This is a genomic window from Streptomyces sp. NPDC034037, assembly GCF_055575715.1.
The window spans coordinates 1,100,446-1,119,300 of the sequence record NZ_JBVISC010000002.1 but is presented as its reverse complement, the minus strand read 5'-3'; the positions used below and the strand labels follow the sequence as shown (position 1 = coordinate 1,119,300).

Sequence of the window (18,855 nt, the reverse complement as noted above, 5' to 3'; positions counted from 1 at the left end):
GGCCGGGTGGGTCAGCCGGCCCGGTAGCCGTTCTCCAGCTCCACCGTGCCCTCGCCCCGCTCGATGACGTCGAGCGCGGCGGCGACACGCCGGCCCAGCTCGTCGGGCAGCAGCCCGGCGAGCTCCTTGGGGGCCACCAGACGCCAGGACAGCAGCTCCGCCTCCTGGAGCCTGATCGACTTCAGCTGCTCCGCGTCCAGCACCCCGCCGTCGTACAGATAGGCCACCAGCGGCGGCCGCGGCTGTCCGGCCGGCGGCACCCAGTCCACCGCGAGCAGCCGCCCGAGGGTGACGTCGAGACCGATCTCCTCGGCCGTCTCCCTACGCGCCCCCTGGCGGGGCGTCTCCCCGTCGTCGGACTCGACGGTCCCGCCGGGCAGCGCCCAGCCCTCGCGGTAATTGGGCTCGACGAGAAGGACCTTGCCCCCCGCGTCCCGGAAGAGGGCGGCCGCGCCGACGAGCACGCGCGGCAGACCCGCGATGTACCTGGTGTAGTCCTCAGTGGTCATCGGGGAAGGGTAACGCCGACGCCCGCACGTCGCCCGCCTCGCGCCGACCGTCCCCGAACGGGCGCGGATACGCCCATTCGCCCCTGTTTCGCCGTCCCGCTCCGCGGGCGGCCATGGGCAGGCGGCCCCTTCGGCGGTTAAGGTCGCAGCGGCGCGACTGCCTTGACACGAGCAAGGCCGAAAGCAAGGGGAACGCAAGGTGGCGGACGCTGCAAGGACCACGGGACGCGAGCAGCAGGCGCGGCGTGATCGGCACACGGCGCGCGAGCAGGCGCAGCACGTGCTCATCGCCGCGGACAAGTTCAAGGGCTCACTCACGGCCGTACAGGTCGCCGAGCGGGTGACGGCCGGGCTCCACCGCGCCGCCCCCGGCGTGGCGGTCGAGGCGCTGCCGGTCGCCGACGGCGGCGACGGCACGGTCGCCGCGGCCGTGGCGGGCGGCTTCGAGCGCCGGGAGGTACGGGTCACGGGCCCGCTCGGCGACGAGGTCACGGCCGCGTACGCGCTGAAGGACGGCACCGCCGTGGTGGAGATGGCCGAGGCCTCGGGCCTCCAGCTGCTCCCCGAGGGCGTCTTCGCGCCGCTCACCGCCACCACGTACGGCTCCGGCGAGCTGATCCGCGCCGCCCTCGACGCGGGGGCCCGCAGCATCGTCTTCGGCGTCGGCGGCAGCGCCACGACCGACGGCGGCGCGGGCATGCTGGCCGCGCTCGGCGCGCGCTTCCTGGACGCCGACGGCGAGCCCGTCGCGCCGGGCGGCGGTCCGCTCAAGGAGCTGGCCACCGCCGATCTGGCGGGCCTGGACCCGCGTCTGAAGGACGTCGACATCGTGCTCGCCAGCGATGTCGACAACCCGCTGACCGGGCCGAAGGGCGCGCCCGCCGTGTACGGGCCGCAGAAGGGGGCCGGCCCCGAGGACGTCGCCGCGCTCGACGCGGCGCTCGCCCACTTCGCCACGGTCCTGGAGAAGGCCATCGGCCCCAAGGCGGCCGAGTACGCGCAATCCCCGGGCGCGGGCGCCGCGGGCGGCATCGGCTACGGCGCACTCGTCGGGCTCGGGGCGAGCTTCCGGCCGGGCATCGAGGTCATGCTGGACGTCCTGGGGTTCGCCCCCGCGCTGGAGCGGGCCACCCTGGTGATCACCGGCGAGGGCTCGCTGGACGAGCAGACGCTGCACGGCAAGGCGCCCGCCGGAGTGGCCGCGGCCGCCCGCGCCGCGGGCATCGAGGTCGTCGCGGTCTGCGGCCGCCTCGCGCTGCCCCCGGAGGCCCTCGGCAAGGCGGGCATCCGCCGCGCCTACGCCCTCACGGACATCGAGCCGGACGTGGCGCGGTGCATCGCGGAGGCGGGACCCATCCTGGAGGAACTGGCGGAGAACCTGGGGCGCGACTACCTGGTCTGAGCCCGCAGGCCGGGCGGATCCGGTGGCGCGCCAGGACGGGCGCGCCAGGACGGGCGCCGGGTGCGCGGGTCGTCGTCGGCGGGGCCGGGGGCCGTACGTAGGGTGGCGGACGTACCCCAGGACAGGAGCGCGACATGACCGCCGCCGAACGGACTCCGACCGCCCTGCTCGGCCTCGACGCCCTCAAGGGCGACCTCGCCGACCTCTACCGTGATCTGCACGCCCACCCCGAGTTGTCCTTCGAGGAGCACCGCACCGCCGCCGAGGTCGCCCGCCGCGCGACCTCGTACGGGTACGAGGTCACCACCGGGGTGGGCCGCACGGGTGTGGTCGCCGTCCTGGAGAACGGGCCGGGTCCCACCGTCCTGCTGCGCGCCGACATGGACGCCCTCCCGCTGACGGAGGCCACCGGGCTGCCGTACGCGTCCGGCACCGACGGCGTGATGCACGCCTGCGGCCACGACATGCACGTGACCTGTCTGATCGGCGCGCTGAAACTGCTCGCCGACGCGAGCGCCGACTGGTCCGGCCGGCTCGTCGCGGCCTTCCAGCCGGCCGAGGAGGTCGGGCGGGGCGCGGAGAAGATGCTCGAGGACCGCTTCTACGAGCGGTTCGGCACGCCCGACGTCGTCCTCGGCCAGCATGTCGCTCCGCTGCCCGCCGGTCTGATCGGCGCGCACGCGGGGCCCGCCTTCGCGGCGACCGACGCCCTGCGGGTGCGGATGTTCGGCAGGGGCGGACACGGCTCGCGCCCGGAGACCACCGTCGACCCCGTCGTCATGGCCGCGTCCACCGTGATGCGGCTCCAGACGGTGGTGTCCCGGGAGATCGCGGGCGGCGAGACCGCCGTGCTCACGGTCGGTGCGCTGCGGGCGGGCACCAAGCACAACATCATTCCCGACGAGGCCGAGCTGCAGCTCAACATCCGTACCTACACGCCCGAGGTCCGCACCAAGATCCTCGCGGCCGTCGAGCGGATCATCAAGGGCGAGGCGGTCACGGCCGGGGCGGTGCGGGAGCCGGAGATCACCGAGATCGAGGCGTTCCCCGTCGTGACGAACGACGCCGACGCCCTCGCCAGGACGACGGCGGCGATCGGCGCCGTCCTCGGCGACGAGCGCATCGTGGACCCCGGCCAGGTCACCGGCAGCGAGGACGTCGGCGTCTTCGCGACCTCGGCCGGCCCGCACGTCCCGCTCTGCTACTGGCTGTTCGGCGGCGCCGACCCCGACGAGGTGAGCGCGGCGCGGCGAGCGGGCACCTTCGAGCGGGACATCCCCTCGAACCACTCGCCGTTCTTCGCACCGCTGGTCGAGCCGACCCTCACCACCGGCGTCACCGCGCTGACGGCGGCCGCGCTGGCCTGGCTCGACGGGCCTGGGCGCGCGGGATAGACCGCGTGCCTACCCCGGCGTCAGCCGGTGCGCCTCCAGTGCCAGCGCCACCTCCACCAGGTCCCTGGGTCTGGCCAGGGAGCGGGCCGTGAGCTGTTCCAGGCGGCGCAGGCGGTTGAAGACCGTGTTGCGGTGGCAGTACAGGCGGGCAGCCGCCCGGCCCGCCGAGCCCTCGCACGCCAGCCACGCCTCCAGCGTCTCCAACAGGACCGCGCGGTCGGCCGGTTCCAGCGCGAGGACCTCGCCGAGCACGTCCGCCACCAGCCGCCCCGCCAGCTCCGGCTGGCTCACCACCAGCGCGGACGGCATCCGCTGGTCCAGGCGCACGATGCCCGTCGCGTCCGGCGGACAGGTGCGCAGCGCCAGCGCCGCGAGCCGCCGCGCGTGGCCGAGGCCGGCCAGACCGCCCACCACGGGGCTGATCCCGCCGGGCCCGGGGCACCGCCCGTCGAGCAGCCGGGCCAGCCCGTCGAGCCCCTCACCCGCGCCGAGCGCGACCACCCCGACCTCGCAGTCCGTCCGCATCCGCCAGACGAAACGGAACCCCGGCCGCTGGATCTGCCGGTGGAACGCCTCCCGCCCGTCCCGCCGCTCCACGCGCAGCACCACCACCGCGTACGGGCCGTGCTCGGGCAGGTCGAGACCGGCCGCCGCGCGCGCCGCGAGCCCCGGCGCCGCGTCGCCCTCCAGGAGCGCGTCGAGCAGCGCCTGCAACTGCTCGTCGGTGCGCCGCCGCAGCTCCAGCTCCGTGGCCCGGTACGCGTCGGACGCCACCGCCGCCTGCGCGTCGACCGCCGACCACACCATCGTCGCCGACCGCATCAGGACCGCCAGCTTCTCGGGTTCCCTGCCCGCCACCCCCTCCAGGAGCGAGTCCCACACCAGATAGCCCGCGTTGCGGTACGAGTGCACCAACAGGTCCAGCGGCAGGCCCTGCTGGGCCCGGCGCCGGCCCGCCTCCTCCGCGTGCTCCAGATCCCGGCGCGGTGAGGCCCGCGGCGCCGAGATCGCCTCGATGCCGATCCGCATGGCCTCCTCGGCCTCGCGCCAGTGCACGTCGTGCGGCAGGACGCGGCCGAAGACCGGGGAGTGCTCGGACAGCTGCCGCAGATGCTCGTCGACCAGCTCGGGCACCCGGGGGAGCAGCGCCGTGCACGCCTCCTTCAGGAGCCTCCAGTCGTGCCCGGTCCGCGGCCTGCGTCCGTTCGCGCCCCCGGCCGTCCGCCCGCCCACCCGGTCCTGATCTCCCGCCAACCCGGTCATGGATCTCCCGTCGCCACGCTCCAGGACGCCCTTGGTGCGGAGGATGCCACGGGCCGGGCCCCGCCCGCAGGCCCCTGACACGCGGTGTTGTGCGCGTGCACAACGCCGGGGCGCCGCCGCTGGTCCCCCGCAGCGTTTCCCCCGCTGCCCGTGGACGGGCCGCTCCCGCGGTGCTGGGGTGAGCGCCACGCGACGGCCGCCGGCCGCGCGGAACGGAGGGCTGGTACGTGGGCGGTCACGACATACGAGGTTCCGGACTCGCCGTACGGGAGGTGTCCGTCGGCTACGGCCCCGTGCGCGCCCTGCGCCGCGTCTCGCTGGACGTGCCGGACGGCACCGTCGTCGCCGTGCTCGGCGGCAACGGCGCGGGCAAGTCGACGCTCCTGCGCGCTCTCTCGCGCACCCTCGCCTTCCAGGGCGGGACGCTCACCTCGGGCAGCGTCCACTTCGACGGCACCCGCGTCGACGCGTGGGCGCCCGACCGCGTCGTGGCCGCCGGCATCTCCCACGTCCCGGAGGGCAGGCAGGTGTTCGCCCGGATGACCGTCGCCGACAACCTGCGCGCCGGGGCGCTCGGCGCCACCGGCTCACGCGCCGCCAAGGCGGCCGCCCTGCGCCGCGTCCACGAGCTGTTCCCGGTCCTCGCCGAGCGCGCCGCCCAGCGCGCGGGGCTGCTGTCCGGCGGCGAACAGCAGATGCTCGCGGTCGGCAGGGCCCTGATGGCCGCGCCGCGTCTGCTCCTGTTGGACGAGCCGTCCCTCGGCCTCGCCCCGCTGATGGCCGCCCGCATCGCCGACACCGTCCGGGAGATCAACGCGCAGGGCACCTCCGTGCTGCTCGTGGAGCAGAACGCCGCGATCGCGCTGCGGCTCGCCTCCCACGCGTACGTCCTCGACGTCGGCGAGGTCGCCCTGGCCGGTCCGGCCGACGAGCTGGCCGCCTCTGACGAGGTGCGCCGCCGCTACCTCGGCGTGGTGGACGAGGACGCGGCGGCCGACGCGAACCGGGGTCTCGGCACCCTGCCGACGCTGCCCCGCTGGGAGGCCCGACGATGACCGCGCAGCCCGTACCGCCCCTGGAGGTGCGCGACCTGACCGTCCGCTTCGCCGGGCTCACCGCGCTGGACGCCGTCGGCTTCACCGTCCGCCCCGGCACCGTGCACGCCCTCATCGGGCCCAACGGCGCGGGCAAGTCGACGTGCTTCAACGTCCTGTCCGGCGTCTACCGCGCCACCAGCGGCAGCGTCCGCTTCGGTGCGCACGAACTGACCGGCATGCGCCCGCACCGGATCGCCGGGCTCGGCGTCGCCCGGATCTTCCAGAACCTCGCCCTACCGCCGCGCGCCACGGTCGCCGACAGCCTGCTCCTCGGCCGCCACCGCCTGACCCGCACCGGTTTCCTCGCCGCCGGGCTGCGGCTTCCCGCCGCGGCCCGCGAGGAGCGCCGCCACAGCGAACGCGTCCGCGAGATCGCCGCGTTCGTCGGCCTGGAACACCGCCTCGACCAGCCCGCCGGATCCCTGCCCTACGGTCAGCGCAAACTCGCCGAGCTGGCCCGCGCCCTGTGCATGGAGCCCCGCCTGCTGCTCCTGGACGAGCCGGTCGCGGGCATGACCGCCGACGAACGGCGCCGCACGGCCGCCGTCATCGCGGGCGTCCGCGACAGCCTCGGCATCTCGATCGTCCTGGTGGAACACGACATGGGGGTGGTGATGCGGCTCGCGGACACGGTGACCGTACTGGACTTCGGGCGCCGCATCGCCGACGGCGCCCCCACCGACGTACAGAACGACCCGGCGGTCATCCGCGCCTACCTCGGCGAGGGCGACCGCACCGACGGCCCGGCCAGCCCGAACGGCCCGGACGACCGGTCCGACGAAGGGGGCGCCCGCTCATGACCACCTTCACCGAACTCCTCCTCAACGGCCTGTCGATGGGCTCCGTCTACGCCCTCATCGCCCTCGGCTTCGTCGTCATCTTCCGCGCCACCGAGGTGGTGAACTTCGCCCACGCCTCCCTGCTCCTCGCGGGCGGCTACCTCACCGCCTCCCTCCACGACGACCTCGGCTTCTGGCCGGCGCTGCTCGTCGGCGTCGCGGGCGCCGCCGTGGTCGGCGCGGCCGTCGAGTTCCTCGTCATACGCCGCTACCGGGGCACCGACCCCAGCGTGCTCGCCATCGTCACCATCGGCGTCGACATCCTGCTGACCACCGAGCTGACCCGGCGCCTGGGCACCGACGTCCTGCCGCTCGGCGACCCCTGGGGCGACGACGTGCTGAGCCTCGGACCGATCTCCCTCGCCCACACCCGGATCGCCGCGTTCGTCGCGGCGGCCCTGCTCATCACCGCCTTCCTGCTCGCCTTCCGCCACACCTCCTGGGGCGTGGCCATGCGCGCCGCCGCCGAGAGCCCCGAGACCGCCGCCCTGATGGGCGTACGCCTCGGCCGCGTCTCGCTCGGCGCGTGGGCCGTGGCGGGCGCGCTGGCCGCCGTGGCCGCGCTCTTCCTCACGGTCTTCCCCACACCGGGCCTGGAGCGCGCGACCTCGCTGGCCGCCCTGAAGGCCTTCCCCGCCGCGATCCTCGGCGGCCTGGACTCCACCACCGGTGCCCTCGTCGGCGGCCTCGTCGTCGGCGTCACCGAGTCCCTCGCCACCGGCTACCAGAGCGAGCTGACCTTCCTCGGCCGCGGCCTCGGCGACCTCGCGCCCTATCTGGTGATGACCGTGATCCTGCTCATCCGGCCCGCCGGGCTCTTCGGCACGAAGGAACTCACCCGTGTCTGACACCCACACCCCCGCGGCGCGCTCCCGCCGCCGCGCCCCGGCCGTCGACCGCCGTACGTACCTCTGGGCGGCCGGCACCCTCCTGCTGCTCGCCCTGCCCTTCTACCTGGACCGCTTCTGGCTCCAGGCGGGCCTGTTCGCGATGGCCGCGGCCATCGGCGCGATCGGCATCAACCTCCTCACCGGCGCGACCGGCCAGCTCTCCATGGGGCACGCCTTCTTCCTCGCCGTCGGCGCCTACGGCTACTGCGCCCTCGCCGGGGACGGCGGCGACGGCCTGACGGGGCTCGGGCTGCCGACGGGGCTCGCCGCCGTGCTCGCGGTGGCCCTCTCCGGGCTCGCGGGCGGGCTCTTCAGCCCCATCGCGGGCCGCCTGCGCGGCGCCTACCTCGGCATCGCCACCCTCGCGCTGATCTTCATCGGGCAGCACGTGCTGTTCAACGCCCACGACCTGACCGGCGGCTCCACGGGGCGCGACGTACCGCCCCTGCACCTCTTCGGCCTCACCTTCGACGAGAGCGAGACCGTCGTCGCCGCCGTGCCGTTCGGCTCCGCCGAGAAGCTCTGGTACGCCGGTCTCGTGCTGCTCCTGGCCTGCGGGCTGTTCGCCGGGGGAGTGCTGCGCGGGCGCCCCGGACGCGCCATGAACGCCATCCGCGACCACCGCGTCGCCGCCGGTGTCATCGGCGTCCCGGTGGCCCGCTACCGCGCCGGCGTCTTCGTCCTGTCGTCGATGTACGCGGGCCTCGCCGGGGTGCTGCTCGCCCTGGTCTTCCAGCGGACCGTGCCCGACTACTTCGGCATGACGCTCTCCCTGGAGTACCTCGCCATGATCGTCATCGGTGGCCTCGGCTCGGTCTCCGGCGCGATCGCGGGCGCCGCCCTGGTCTCCCTGCTGCCGCAGCTGCTCACCCGCTACAGCGACGCGCTGCCCCTCGTCTCGGCCCCGGGCGCCGGCGGGGTCTCACCGGGCGAGGCGTCCCGGTACCTGTACGGCGCCGCCGTCGTGGCGGTGGTCCTCTTCCTGCCCGGCGGCCTGGTCCGGCTCGCCGCCCGACGCGACAAACCCACGCCGGACACTCCAGCCACTTCCGGCACTCCAGCCACTCCAGCCACTTCCGGCACTCCAGCCACTCCAGCTACTTCAGGCACTCCAGGGGAGACAGCATGAACGCACTGACCAGGGCCACGGCGGCCGCCACCGCGCTCGCCGCCCTCCTCGCCCTCGCCGCGTGCAGTTCCAAGGCCCAGGACGGCGACGACGGGGGCAAGGCGGCCGGCGGGGTCAAGACCGGCGAGGGCATCTCCGGCAAGACCATCAACCTGGGCGTGCTCACCGACATGACCGGCGTCTACGCCACCCTCGGCAAGAGCGTCACCCAGGCCCAGCAGCTCTACGTCGACCAGACCAACGAGGACGGCGGCATCTGCGGCCACAAGCTGAAGCTGACCGTCCGCGACCACGGCTACGACCCGCAGAAGGCCGTCGCCGCCTACACCGAGCTGGAGCCGAAGGTGCTCGGCTTCGCCCAGTTCATCGGCTCGCCGTTCGTGGCCGCCGTCAAGCAGCGCATCGCCGGCGACAAGGGCCTGGTGCTGCCCCAGGCCTGGTCGGCGAACCTGCTCGGCAGCCCATACGTACGGGTCATCGGCTCCACGTACGACCTGGAGACGATCAACGCGATCGACTTCCTGATGAAGGAGAAGGGCCTCAAGAAGGGCGACAAGCTCGGGCACGTCTACTTCGAGGGTGACTACGGCGAGAGCGCCCTGAAGGGCTCGAAGCACATGGCGGAGAAGGCGGGCCTCACGGTCGTCGAGCAGAAGATCAAGCCGACGGACAACGACATGACCGCCCAGGTCTCCGCCCTGAAGAAAGCCGGCGTCAAGGGCGTCGTGGTCAGCGCGGGCCCGCGCCAGGCGGCGTCCCTGGTCGGCGTCGCCGCGGCGGGCCGCTTCGACGTCCCGGTCATCGGCAACAACTCGGCGTTCGCCCCGCAGCTCCTGGCCACGCAGTCCGGGCCCGCCCTGGAGAAGAACTACTACGTCGCCTCGCCCACCCTGCCCATCGGCGCGGACACGGCCGCGGCGAAGAAGCTCGTCGCCGACTACCGCAAGGCCCACCCGAAGGACTCCCTCGACAACGGCGTCGTCGCGGGCTGGACGGCGGCCTCCGTCTTCGGGGAGGCACTGAAGAAGGCGTGCGAGGACAAGGACCTCACGCGCGAGGGCGTCGGCAAGGCACTGCTGACCCTGGACTCGTTCGACTCCGGCTTCGGCGTCACCCAGGACTTCACCGACCCGAAGGCCCCCTCGTCCAGGGAGAGCGTGATCCTCCGGCCGGACAAGAAGGCGACGGGCGGCATGAAGGTGGTCCGCGCGCCGAGCGCGTCACCGGCGGCGAAGGGGTACAGCACCGGGGGCTGACGGTACGCGAAGGGGGCCTGAACCATATGGTTCAGGCCCCCTGGGCCGCGTACAGGCGCCGTTACGGCACCTGCGCCGCTCGGGCCTCACGCCGGTTGTCGCGGAAGTTGTTCACCCTGCGGGCCGTGGCGAACAGGGGGATCACCGCGCCGAGGACCGCCTGGAGCGCGCAGCCGGTCTGCAGGAGCAGCTGGCCGCCCGGCGCGTCGAACGCCCAGGCCGCGAGCAGCCCCATGGCCGCGACGATCCACGCGAGCATGGCCACCGCGAGGGGGCCGCGCGGCTTGGGGTACTCCACGCGGCTGACCATGAGCCACGCCGTGCCGATGATCGCGAGGAGCGTCGCCACGAAGGGCAGCTCCAGGAGCACGATCGAGACGACCGTCAGCGCCCCAAAGGGCGAGGGCATGCCCTGGAAGGTGCCGTCCTTCACGGTCACGCAACTGAACCGCGCGAGCCGCAGCACCACCGCCAGGAGCACCACGATCGCACCCACCGCCGCCACCCGCTGGTGCGCGTCGTCGGCGACCATGCCGTAGACGAGCACGAAGTAGGCGGGGGCCAGACCGAAGCTGATCAGGTCCGAGAGGTTGTCCAGCTCGGCGCCCATCGGCGAGGACCGCAGCTTGCGGGCCACGAGCCCGTCGAAGAGGTCGAAGACGGCCGCGCAGAGCATGAGGATCACGGCGGTCGCGGCGGAGTGCCGCGCCATGCCGCTCTCGGTGCTGCCCTGGACGTACGGGATGAGGATGCCCGTGGTGGTGAAGTACACCGCCATGAACCCGCACGTGGCGTTGCCGAGCGTGAGGGTGTCCGCTATCGACAGGCGCATGGACAGCGGCATCTCGTCGCCGTCGAGGGACTCGTCGTCCCGCATCCCCGCCTCCGGCACCCAGCCGGCCTGTGTCTCGGGATCAACCACGGTCAATGCGAGTCACCCCTGCCACGGTCTTCTGCCCGACCTCGACGTCCGCCTCGACACCCTCGGGGAGGTAGATGTCGACGCGCGAGCCGAAGCGGATCAGGCCGATCCGCTCGCCCTGCTCCACCTTCGTGCCCTGGGGCACGTAGGGCACGATGCGCCGGGCGACCGCGCCCGCGATCTGGATCATCTCGATGTCGCCGAGCTCGGTGTCGAAGTGCCAGACAACGCGCTCGTTGTTCTCGCTCTCCTTGTTGAACGCCGGGACGAACCCGCCGGGGATGTGTTCCACGGACGTCACCGTGCCCGCGAGGGGGGCGCGGTTGACGTGGACGTTCAGCGGGCTCATGAAGATGGCGACGCGGGTCCGCCCGTCCTTCCACGGCATGATGCTCTGCACCACGCCGTCGGCGGGGGAGATGACCCGGCCCTGAGCGATCTCGCGCTCGGGGTCGCGGAAGAACCACAGCATTCCCGCCGCCAGAGCGGTGGCGGGAACGGCGACGGCCGCGGCGCCCTTGGAGCGGCGCGCGCGGACGAGGCTGAGTGCCGCGGTGGCGACGGTCGGCAGGAGCCACGGCGATGCTCCGCGAGCAAGGCGTCCCTGAAGAATGCCGTCGCGTGGTGCAGAGGTTTGGCTGTGGGGCATGGATGACCTTCGTAGCGGATGATGCCGCGCGGTGATACGGGGGACGGCGGCTTTCTCCGGATGGTATCGGTTGCGAGCCGCAACTGGGCAAGCGAGGAAGCCGAGTCGACGGCCGAAGAGTGTTGACAGGGTGTGATCTTCTTCGCGAAGAAAACGCCCCAAACCGGGCATCTAGCCCTGGAACCGATACTCTTCGAGCAGTCGACGACCAATGATCATTTTCTGGATCTCGGCGGTACCTTCACCGATCAGCAGCATCGGCGCCTCCCGGTAGAGGCGCTCGATCTCGTACTCCTTCGAGAAGCCGTAGCCGCCGTGAATCCGGAACGCGTCCTCGACGACTTCCTTGCAGTACTCGGAGGCGAGGTACTTCGCCATCCCTGCTTCGAGGTCGTTTCGCTCCCCGGAGTCCTTTTTGCGTGCCGCGTTCACCATCATCGCATGGGCGGCCTCGACCTTGGTGGCCATCTCGGCCAACTTGAACTGAATCGCCTGGTGCTGGGCGATCGGCTTGCCGAAAGTGTGGCGTTGCTGGGCATACGAGACGCCCAGTTCGAACGCACGCTGAGCGACGCCGCAGCCACGTGCCGCGACATTCACCCGGCCGACCTCGACACCGTCCATCATTTGGTAAAACCCTCGGCCGGTGGTCCCGCCGAGCACCCGATTGGCCGGAATTCGCAGGTCGTCCATGATGAGCTCGGTCGTGTCGACGCCCTTGTAGCCCATCTTGTCGATCTTGCCCGGGATGGTCAGACCGGGCCGGACCTCGCCGAAGCCGGGCTCCTTCTCCACGAGGAACGTCGTCATCGACTTGTGGGGCGCCGTGCCCTCGGGGTGTCCTTCGTCACTTCGGCACAGAACAGCCACCAAAGTGGACGTTCCGCCGTTGGTGAGCCACATCTTCTGGCCGTTCAGGACGTAGTCGTCGCCGTCCCGCACGCCCTTGGACGTGATGGCCGACACATCGGAGCCGAGCCCCGGTTCCGACATGGAGAACGCCCCGCGCACCTCGCCGGCCGCCATCCGGGGCAGGAAGGTGTCCCGCTGCTCCTGCGTGCCGTGCTGCTTGAGCATGTAGGCGACGATGAAGTGGGTGTTGATGATGCCGGAGACCGACATCCAGCCACGCGCGATCTCCTCGACGCACAGCGCGTACGTGAGCAGCGACTCGCCCAGACCGCCGTACTCCTCGGGGATCATCAGGCCGAACAGGCCCAACTCCTTGAGGCCGTCCACGATCTGCTGGGGGTACTCGTCACGGTGTTCGAGCTGGGTCGCGACAGGGATGATCTCCTTGTCGACGAAGTCCCGGACGGTGGCCAGGATCTCCTGCTGGACGTCGGTGAGACCGGCGGTCTGGGCGAGTCGGCTCATGGCTACTTCTCCTGGCTCTTCGGCTCCGGGCGGCCGGGCTGCTCGCCGCCGCGCTCCTTGATGTACGTCTCGGTGGGCACCATCACCTTGCGGCGGAACACGCAGACCAGGGTGCCGTCCTGCTTGTAGCCCTTGGTCTCCACGTGGACGATCCCGCGGTCGCTCTTGGACTTCGAGGGCGTCTTGTCCAGGACGGTCGTCTCGCCGTAGATGGTGTCGCCGTGGAAGGTCGGCGCCACGTGCTTGAGCGACTCGACCTCCAGGTTGGCGATGGCCTTGCCGGAGACGTCGGGCACGGACATGCCGAGGAGCAGCGAGTAGATGTAGTTGCCCACGACGACGTTCTTGCCGAAGTCGGTCGTCTTCTCCGCATAGTTGCTGTCCATGTGGAGGGGGTGGTGGTTCATGGTGAGCAGGCAGAAGAGGTGGTCGTCGTACTCGGTGACCGTCTTTCCGGGCCAGTGCTTGTACACGGCGCCGACTTCGAACTCTTCGTAGGTGCGGCCGAACTGCATGGTGTCTTACGCCTCCGGGGCCTCGAACGTGGACGTGCGGGTCATTCCGGCCGCACGGCCCTTCCCGGAGATGACCAGCGCCATCTTCCGGCTGGCCTCGTCGATCATCTCGTCGCCGAGCATCGCCGAGCCCTTCTTGCCGCCCGCCTCGGACGTGTAGTACTCGTACGCGTCCAGGATCAGCTCGGCGTGGTCGAAGTCCTCCTGCGAGGGCGAGAAGACCTCGTTGGCGGCCTCCACCTGGCCGGGGTGCAGGACCCACTTGCCGTCGAAGCCGAGGGCGGCGGCGCGGTTCGCGACCTCGCGGTAGCCGTCGACGTTCTTGATCTGGAGGTAGGGGCCGTCGATCGCCTGGAGGTTGTTGGCGCGGGCGGCCATCAGGATCTTCATCAGGATGAAGTGGTAGGCGTCCGCGGGGTAACCGGGCGGCTGCTCGCCGACGACCAGGGACTTCATGTTGATGGAGGCCATGAAGTCGGCCGGGCCGAAAATGATCGTCTCCACGCGCGGGGAGGCCTCGGCGATGGCGTTGACGTTGTTGAGGCCGCGCGCGTTCTCGATCTGCGCCTCGATGCCGATCTTGCCGACCTCCAGGCCGACCGTCTTCTCGATCTGGGTGAGCAGCAGGTCGAGGGCGACGACCTGATCGGCCGTCTGCACCTTCGGCAGCATGATGCAGTCGAGGTTCTGGCCCGCGCCCTCGACGACGGTCACGACGTCGCGGTAGGTCCACTCGGTCGTCCAGTCGTTGACGCGCACGACCCGCGTCTTGCCCGTCCAGTCGCCCTCGTTGAGGAACTTGACGATGGTGTGCCGGGCCTCCGGCTTGGCGAGCGGCGCGCAGGCGTCCTCCAGGTCGAGGAAGACCTGGTCGGCCGGCAGGCCCTGGGCCTTCTCCAGGAAGCGCGGGTTCGAGCCGGGGACCGCCAGACACGAGCGGCGGGGGCGCAGCCGGTTCACGGGGTGGGTCATGCGGGGACCTCCAGAGGGTCGAGCTTGTTCGCTTTCCGGATCTCGTCGACGATACGGCCGATGATCTCCGTGATGCCGAAGTCCTTGGGCGTGAAGACGGCGGCGACACCCGCCGCCAGCAGGTCCTCGGCGTCGCTGTGGGGGATGATGCCGCCCGCGATGACGGGGATGTCGCGCGCCCCCGCCTCGCGCAGGCGCACCAGGACGTCCGGCACGAGTTCGGCGTGCGACCCGGAGAGGATCGACAAACCCACCGCGTGCACGTCCTCGGCGAGCGCCGCGTCGACGATCTGCTCGGGCGTGAGCCTGATCCCCTGGTAGACCACCTCGAAGCCGGCGTCCCGCGCGCGCACCGCGATCTGCTCGGCGCCGTTGGAGTGACCGTCGAGACCCGGCTTGCCCACCAGGAAGCGCAGCTTGCCGACGCCGAGGTCCGCGGCCGTCTTGGCGACCTTCTCGCGGACCAGGGCGAGCGGCGTGCCCGCCTCGGCGGTGACGGCCACCGGAGCGCTGGAGACGCCCGTGGGCGCCCGGAACTCCCCGAAGACCTCCCGCAGGGCGCCGGCCCACTCGCCGGTCGTCACACCGGCGCGCGCGCACTCCAGGGTGGCCTCCATGAGGTTGCCCGTCCCCGCGGCGACTTCCTTGAGCCGCTCCAGGGCCTTGCAGGGCCGGGGGTGGTTGAACGGCGGCTGGTAGCGGTTGTCGCGCCAGTCCTTGAGGGCGCTCACCACGCGCGCCTCGACCGCCGGGTCAACCGTCATGATCGCCCCGTCCAGGTCGGCGGTGAGCGGACTCGGCTCGGTCGACTCGTACGAGTTCACACCGACGATCTTCTCCTCGCCGGACTCGATGCGCGCCCGGCGCTCGGCGTGCGAGGAGACGAGCTGGGACTTCAGGTAGCCCGACTCGACGGCGGCCATCGCGCCGCCCATCCGCTCGATGCGGTCCATCTCGGCGAGGGACTCCTCGACCAGGGAGGCGACCTTGGCCTCCACGACGTGCGAGCCGTCGAAGATGTCCTCGTACTCCAGCAGGTCGCTCTCGTGCGCGAGGACCTGCTGAATGCGCAGGGACCACTGCTGGTCCCAGGGCCTCGGCAGCCCCAGCGCCTCGTTCCAGGCCGGAAGCTGCACGGCACGCGCGCGGGCGTCCTTGGAGAGCGTGACGGCCAGCATTTCGAGCACGATGCGCTGGACGTTGTTCTCGGGCTGGGCCTCGGTCAGACCGAGGGAGTTGACCTGCACGCCGTAGCGGAACCGGCGCTGTTTGGGGTTCTCGATGCCGTACCGCTCGCGCGTGACCTGATCCCAGATCCGCCCGAACGCCCGCATCTTGCACATCTCCTCGATGAAGCGGACACCCGCGTTCACAAAGAAGGAGATGCGGGCCACGACGTCCCCGAACTTCTCCTCGGGAACCTGCCCCGAGTCGCGTACGGCATCGAGAACCGCGATGGCGGTGGACATCGCGTACGCGATCTCCTGGACCGGTGTGGCCCCCGCCTCCTGGAGGTGGTAGCTGCAGATGTTGATGGGGTTCCACCTGGGGAGGTGGGCCACCGTGTACGTGATCATGTCGGTGGTCAGGCGCAGGGAGGGCACCGGCGGGAAGACGTGCGTCCCGCGCGAGAGGTACTCCTTGACGATGTCGTTCTGCGTCGTCCCCTGGAGCTTGGTGATGTCCGCGCCCTGCTCCTCGGCGACCACCTGGTAGAGCGCCAGCAGCCACATGGCGGTGGCGTTGATCGTCATCGAGGTGTTCATCTGCTCCAGGGGGATGTCCTGGAACAGCCGTCGCATGTCGCCGAGGTGGGAGACCGGTACGCCGACCCGGCCGACCTCGCCGCGGGCGAGGATGTGGTCGGGGTCGTAGCCGGTCTGGGTGGGCAGGTCGAACGCGACCGACAGGCCCGTCTGACCCTTGGCGAGGTTGCGCCGGTACAACTCGTTGGACGCCTCCGCCGTGGAATGACCGGCGTACGTCCGCATGAGCCACGGCCGGTCCTTCTGGCGCTCTGTCATGTCCCGCTGCTCCTTAGGGCGTTCAGACGTTGCGGAAGCGGTTGATGGCGTCGATGTGCTTCGCCCGCTTCTCCGGGTCCCGCACGCCGAGGCCCTCCTGGGGGGCGAGGGCGAGGACGCCGACCTTGCCCTGGTGGAGGTTGCGGTGCACGTCGTAGGCGGCCTGGCCGGTGTCCTCCAGGGAGTACACCTTGGAGAGCGTCGGGTGGATCTTGCCCTTGGCGATCAGGCGGTTGGCCTCCCACGCCTCGCGGTAGTTCGCGAAGTGCGAGCCGATGATGCGCTTGAGGGACATCCACAGGTAGCGGTTGTCGTACTCGTGCATGTAGCCCGAGGTCGAGGCGCAGGTGGTGATGGTGCCGCCCTTGCGGGTCACGTAGACGGAGGCGCCGAAGGTCTCGCGGCCGGGGTGCTCGAAGACGATGTCGATGTCCTCGCCGCCGGTGAGTTCGCGGATGCGCTTGCCGAAGCGCTTCCACTCCTTGGGGTCCTGGGTGCGCTCGTCCTTCCAGAACTTGTAGCCCTCGGCGTTGCGGTCGATGATCGCGTCGGCGCCCATGGCGCGGCAGATCTCCGCCTTCTGGGGGCTGCTGACCACGCAGATGGGGTTGGCGCCGCCGGCCAGCGCGAACTGCGTGGCGTACGAGCCGAGTCCGCCGCTCGCGCCCCAGATCAGGACGTTGTCGCCCTGCTTCATGGCGGCGCCGTTGCGGGAGACCAGCTGGCGGTACGCGGTGGAGTTCACCAGGCCGGGGGAGGCGGCCTCCTCCCAGCTCAGGTGGTCCGGCTTCGGCATCAGCTGGTTGGACTTGACGAGCGCGATCTCGGCGAGGCCGCCGAAGTTGGTCTCGAAGCCCCAGATGCGCTGCTCGGGGTCGAGCATCGTGTCGTTGTGGCCGTCGGAGGACTCCAGCTCGACGCTCAGACAGTGCGCGACGACCTCGTCACCGGGCTTCCAGGAGTTCACGCCGGGGCCGGTGCGCAGCACCACGCCCGCCAGGTCGGAGCCGATGATGTGGTACGGCAGGTCGTGCCGCTTGGTCAGCTCGCTCAGGCGGCCGTAGCGCTCCAGGAAGCTGAAGGTGGAGACCGGCTCGAAGATCGAGGTCCACACGGAGTTGTAGTTCACGGAGGAGGCCATGACGGCCACCAGGGCCTCGCCGGGGCCGAGTTCGGGGACCGGCACGTCGTCCAGGTGGATCGACTTGCGCGGGTCCTTCTCGCGGGTCTCCAGACCGGCGAACATCTCCGTCTCGTCCTTGTGCACGGTGATCGCGCGGTACGAGTCGGGCAGGGGGAGAGCGGCGAAGTCGGCGGACTTGGCGTCCTGCGACTGGATCGCGTCCAGGATTTCCTTCACGGTGTTGCCTCCGGCGAAGAAGCGCTCTGCGGTGGCGCTGCTTGAGGGTTGCGTCGGGGTGCTGGTGGTGCGGGGGAGGTGTGCCGTCGGTTCGGCGAAGGGTGGTGCTCGGCGACGCCTTGGTGGGGCGTGGGAGGTGCCTGTGACGCAGGCGTCCGGGCGCACAAGCCGGGGCTTGCGGGGACAGCCGGTGTACGGAGGATCTCTGTACGCCGGCCGCCCGGACAACATCAACGTATGGCACCGCGTGCCAGTCGGCAAGACACTGGGTGCCACTAATTTTTGACCGATGATCGATCAGTGCAGGTCAGAAGGGGTGACGACATGGCGAAGGGGCCACTACCAGCCGGTAGCGGCCCCTCGAAAGCTCAGGACGAAGTAGGCGAAAAGGGCTAAGACGCGCGCTCTCTGAGCGCCTTCTCGATGGTCCGCATGACCTCGTCCAGCGGGGCGTCCGTCCGTGCCACCGTGACCAGGACCTCACCGTGGGCGGACGCCGTCGGCGCGCCCGCCGGGGGCAGGGTGTCGCGCCCGGCGCCGATGCCCGTGCCGAAGGTGCGCCGCACGATCGCGAAGGCGTGGTCCAGCTGGCTCTCCACGTCGCCCTGCCCGCCCGCCCGCAGCCAGCGCCGCAGGACGTGGTTGTGGGCGGTGACCACCGCGGAGGCCGCCACCTCGGCGAGCAGCGGGTCGTCGTTGCCGTCGTGGTGCGCGTGCTCGTCGAAGTGGCCGAGGAGATAGCGGGTGAACAGCCTCTCGTAGCGGGCCACCGAGGCGATCTCGCGCTCGCGGAGCGTGGGGACCTCGCGGGTGAGGCGGTAGCGCTCCACGGAGACCGCGGGGGAGGCCGCGTACATCTTCATGACCTCCTTGATGCCGCGGCACACCGTGTCCAGCGGGTGCTCGTGCGGGGGCGCCGCGTTGAGCACCGCCTCCGCGCGGATCAGGGTGTCGTCGTGGTCCGGGAAGATCGCCTCTTCCTTGGAGCGAAAGTGCCGGAAGAAGGTCCGGCGGGCGACGCCGGCGGCCGCGGCGATCTCGTCGACCGTCGTCGCCTCGTACCCCTTGGTCGCGAACAGCTCCATGGCCGCGGCCGCCAGCTCCCTGCGCATCTTGAGCCGTTGGGCGGCGGCGCGGCTGCCCGCGGCGCTCTCCGGGGCGTCGGGCGTGGCGGGCGTGCGCGAGGTCTTGGCGGCCTTGGACATGCCACGAACGTACTGCATGTGCGCGGTGCGGTGCTCCGGAGGGACGGGCCCG

At 71.4% G+C, this 18,855-nt stretch carries 17 protein-coding genes; 7 read left to right on the top strand and 10 right to left on the bottom strand.

Annotated features, from left to right (window positions below; translation table 11 throughout):
- Positions 1 to 11 precede the first annotated feature (11 nt).
- A complete protein-coding gene (locus ACZ516_RS10510) occupies positions 12 to 509 on the bottom strand; it encodes an NUDIX hydrolase (protein ID WP_361083865.1) in 498 nt (165 codons plus the stop codon).
- A 280-nt stretch (positions 510 to 789) separates the two neighbouring features.
- On the opposite strand from ACZ516_RS10510, the gene ACZ516_RS10505 reads away from it, so the two are divergent.
- Positions 790 to 1,911 (top strand): glycerate kinase, encoded by a 1,122-nt coding sequence (locus tag ACZ516_RS10505; RefSeq protein ID WP_361084121.1) that lies wholly within the window; start codon positions 790 to 792, stop codon positions 1,909 to 1,911.
- A gap of 134 nt (positions 1,912 to 2,045) precedes the next feature.
- Positions 2,046 to 3,305, top strand: a complete 1,260-nt coding sequence (locus ACZ516_RS10500) for an amidohydrolase (RefSeq protein ID WP_469009582.1) — start codon at positions 2,046 to 2,048, stop codon at positions 3,303 to 3,305.
- A gap of 9 nt (positions 3,306 to 3,314) precedes the next feature.
- Here ACZ516_RS10500 and ACZ516_RS10495 read toward each other — a convergent pair whose 3' ends face one another.
- A complete protein-coding gene (locus ACZ516_RS10495; RefSeq protein ID WP_469009580.1) occupies positions 3,315 to 4,568 on the bottom strand; it encodes a PucR family transcriptional regulator in 1,254 nt (417 codons plus the stop codon).
- Positions 4,569 to 4,810: 242 nt separating this feature from the next.
- Between ACZ516_RS10495 and ACZ516_RS10490 the strand changes: the two genes are divergently transcribed.
- Genes ACZ516_RS10490 through ACZ516_RS10470 form a run of 5 tightly spaced genes read left to right on the top strand, consistent with a single transcriptional unit; the run spans position 4,811 to position 9,779 of the window.
- A complete protein-coding gene (locus ACZ516_RS10490; RefSeq protein WP_469009643.1) occupies positions 4,811 to 5,623 on the top strand; it encodes an ABC transporter ATP-binding protein in 813 nt (270 codons plus the stop codon).
- A complete protein-coding gene (locus ACZ516_RS10485) occupies positions 5,620 to 6,465 on the top strand; it encodes an ABC transporter ATP-binding protein (RefSeq protein WP_469009579.1) in 846 nt (281 codons plus the stop codon). Before ACZ516_RS10490 ends, ACZ516_RS10485 begins: the two co-directional genes overlap by 4 nt.
- The gene (locus ACZ516_RS10480) at positions 6,462 to 7,352 is read left to right on the top strand and encodes a branched-chain amino acid ABC transporter permease (RefSeq protein ID WP_361083877.1); all 891 of its coding nucleotides are present in this window, start codon (positions 6,462 to 6,464) and stop codon (positions 7,350 to 7,352) included. The genes ACZ516_RS10485 and ACZ516_RS10480 overlap by 4 nt, the downstream gene beginning before the upstream one ends.
- Positions 7,345 to 8,523, top strand: coding sequence for a branched-chain amino acid ABC transporter permease (locus ACZ516_RS10475; RefSeq protein ID WP_469009578.1), 1,179 nt, complete (start codon positions 7,345 to 7,347; stop codon positions 8,521 to 8,523). The genes ACZ516_RS10480 and ACZ516_RS10475 overlap by 8 nt, the downstream gene beginning before the upstream one ends.
- Positions 8,520 to 9,779 carry an ABC transporter substrate-binding protein gene (locus tag ACZ516_RS10470; protein ID WP_361083880.1) on the top strand — a complete coding sequence of 420 codons (1,260 nt, stop codon included), beginning with the start codon at positions 8,520 to 8,522 and terminating at the stop codon, positions 9,777 to 9,779. The genes ACZ516_RS10475 and ACZ516_RS10470 overlap by 4 nt, the downstream gene beginning before the upstream one ends.
- 61 nt (positions 9,780 to 9,840) lie before the next feature.
- On the opposite strand, the gene pssA is transcribed toward ACZ516_RS10470, so the two are convergent.
- The 8 genes from pssA to ACZ516_RS10430 all read right to left on the bottom strand — a co-directional run bounded on the left by pssA (position 9,841) and on the right by ACZ516_RS10430 (position 18,821).
- Entirely contained in the window at positions 9,841 to 10,707 is an 867-nt protein-coding gene (gene pssA / locus ACZ516_RS10465) for a CDP-diacylglycerol--serine O-phosphatidyltransferase (RefSeq protein ID WP_469009577.1), read from the bottom strand.
- Positions 10,694 to 11,350: a phosphatidylserine decarboxylase gene (locus ACZ516_RS10460; RefSeq protein WP_361083884.1), complete on the bottom strand. Its 657-nt coding sequence runs from the start codon at positions 11,348 to 11,350 to the stop codon at positions 10,694 to 10,696. Before ACZ516_RS10460 ends, pssA begins: the two co-directional genes overlap by 14 nt.
- 171 nt (positions 11,351 to 11,521) lie before the next feature.
- Entirely contained in the window at positions 11,522 to 12,727 is a 1,206-nt protein-coding gene (locus ACZ516_RS10455) for an acyl-CoA dehydrogenase family protein (protein ID WP_361083887.1), read from the bottom strand.
- Positions 12,728 to 12,729: 2 nt separating this feature from the next.
- Positions 12,730 to 13,242 carry a MaoC family dehydratase gene (locus ACZ516_RS10450; protein ID WP_361083890.1) on the bottom strand — a complete coding sequence of 171 codons (513 nt, stop codon included), beginning with the start codon at positions 13,240 to 13,242 and terminating at the stop codon, positions 12,730 to 12,732.
- Positions 13,243 to 13,248: 6 nt separating this feature from the next.
- Positions 13,249 to 14,214, bottom strand: coding sequence for an HpcH/HpaI aldolase/citrate lyase family protein (locus ACZ516_RS10445; protein WP_358585396.1), 966 nt, complete (start codon positions 14,212 to 14,214; stop codon positions 13,249 to 13,251).
- On the bottom strand, positions 14,211 to 16,238 hold the full coding sequence (locus ACZ516_RS10440) for a protein meaA (RefSeq protein ID WP_358585394.1): 2,028 nt from the start codon (positions 16,236 to 16,238) through the stop codon (positions 14,211 to 14,213). Before ACZ516_RS10440 ends, ACZ516_RS10445 begins: the two co-directional genes overlap by 4 nt.
- A gap of 22 nt (positions 16,239 to 16,260) precedes the next feature.
- Positions 16,261 to 17,598 (bottom strand): crotonyl-CoA carboxylase/reductase, encoded by a 1,338-nt coding sequence (ccrA, locus tag ACZ516_RS10435; RefSeq protein WP_361083893.1) that lies wholly within the window; start codon positions 17,596 to 17,598, stop codon positions 16,261 to 16,263.
- A 392-nt stretch (positions 17,599 to 17,990) separates the two neighbouring features.
- Positions 17,991 to 18,821 carry a TetR family transcriptional regulator gene (locus ACZ516_RS10430; RefSeq protein ID WP_358585390.1) on the bottom strand — a complete coding sequence of 277 codons (831 nt, stop codon included), beginning with the start codon at positions 18,819 to 18,821 and terminating at the stop codon, positions 17,991 to 17,993.
- Positions 18,822 to 18,855: the final 34 nt, after the last annotated feature.

Excerpts from the sequence above, each read along its gene's own strand:
- ACZ516_RS10510 (WP_361083865.1), bottom strand. The coding sequence starts at position 509 with ATGACCACTGAGGACTACACCAGGTACATCGCGGGTCTGCCGCGCGTG.
- ACZ516_RS10500 (WP_469009582.1), top strand. The coding sequence starts at position 2,046 with ATGACCGCCGCCGAACGGACTCCGACCGCCCTGCTCGGCCTCGACGCC.
- ACZ516_RS10495 (WP_469009580.1), bottom strand. The coding sequence starts at position 4,568 with ATGACCGGGTTGGCGGGAGATCAGGACCGGGTGGGCGGGCGGACGGCC.
- ACZ516_RS10485 (WP_469009579.1), top strand. The coding sequence starts at position 5,620 with ATGACCGCGCAGCCCGTACCGCCCCTGGAGGTGCGCGACCTGACCGTC.
- ACZ516_RS10480 (WP_361083877.1), top strand. The coding sequence starts at position 6,462 with ATGACCACCTTCACCGAACTCCTCCTCAACGGCCTGTCGATGGGCTCC.
- ACZ516_RS10470 (WP_361083880.1), top strand. The coding sequence starts at position 8,520 with ATGAACGCACTGACCAGGGCCACGGCGGCCGCCACCGCGCTCGCCGCC.
- ACZ516_RS10460 (WP_361083884.1), bottom strand. The coding sequence starts at position 11,350 with ATGCCCCACAGCCAAACCTCTGCACCACGCGACGGCATTCTTCAGGGA.
- ACZ516_RS10455 (WP_361083887.1), bottom strand. The coding sequence starts at position 12,727 with ATGAGCCGACTCGCCCAGACCGCCGGTCTCACCGACGTCCAGCAGGAG.
- ACZ516_RS10450 (WP_361083890.1), bottom strand. The coding sequence starts at position 13,242 with ATGCAGTTCGGCCGCACCTACGAAGAGTTCGAAGTCGGCGCCGTGTAC.
- ACZ516_RS10445 (WP_358585396.1), bottom strand. The coding sequence starts at position 14,214 with ATGACCCACCCCGTGAACCGGCTGCGCCCCCGCCGCTCGTGTCTGGCG.
- ACZ516_RS10440 (WP_358585394.1), bottom strand. The coding sequence starts at position 16,238 with ATGACAGAGCGCCAGAAGGACCGGCCGTGGCTCATGCGGACGTACGCC.
- ACZ516_RS10430 (WP_358585390.1), bottom strand. The coding sequence starts at position 18,821 with ATGCAGTACGTTCGTGGCATGTCCAAGGCCGCCAAGACCTCGCGCACG.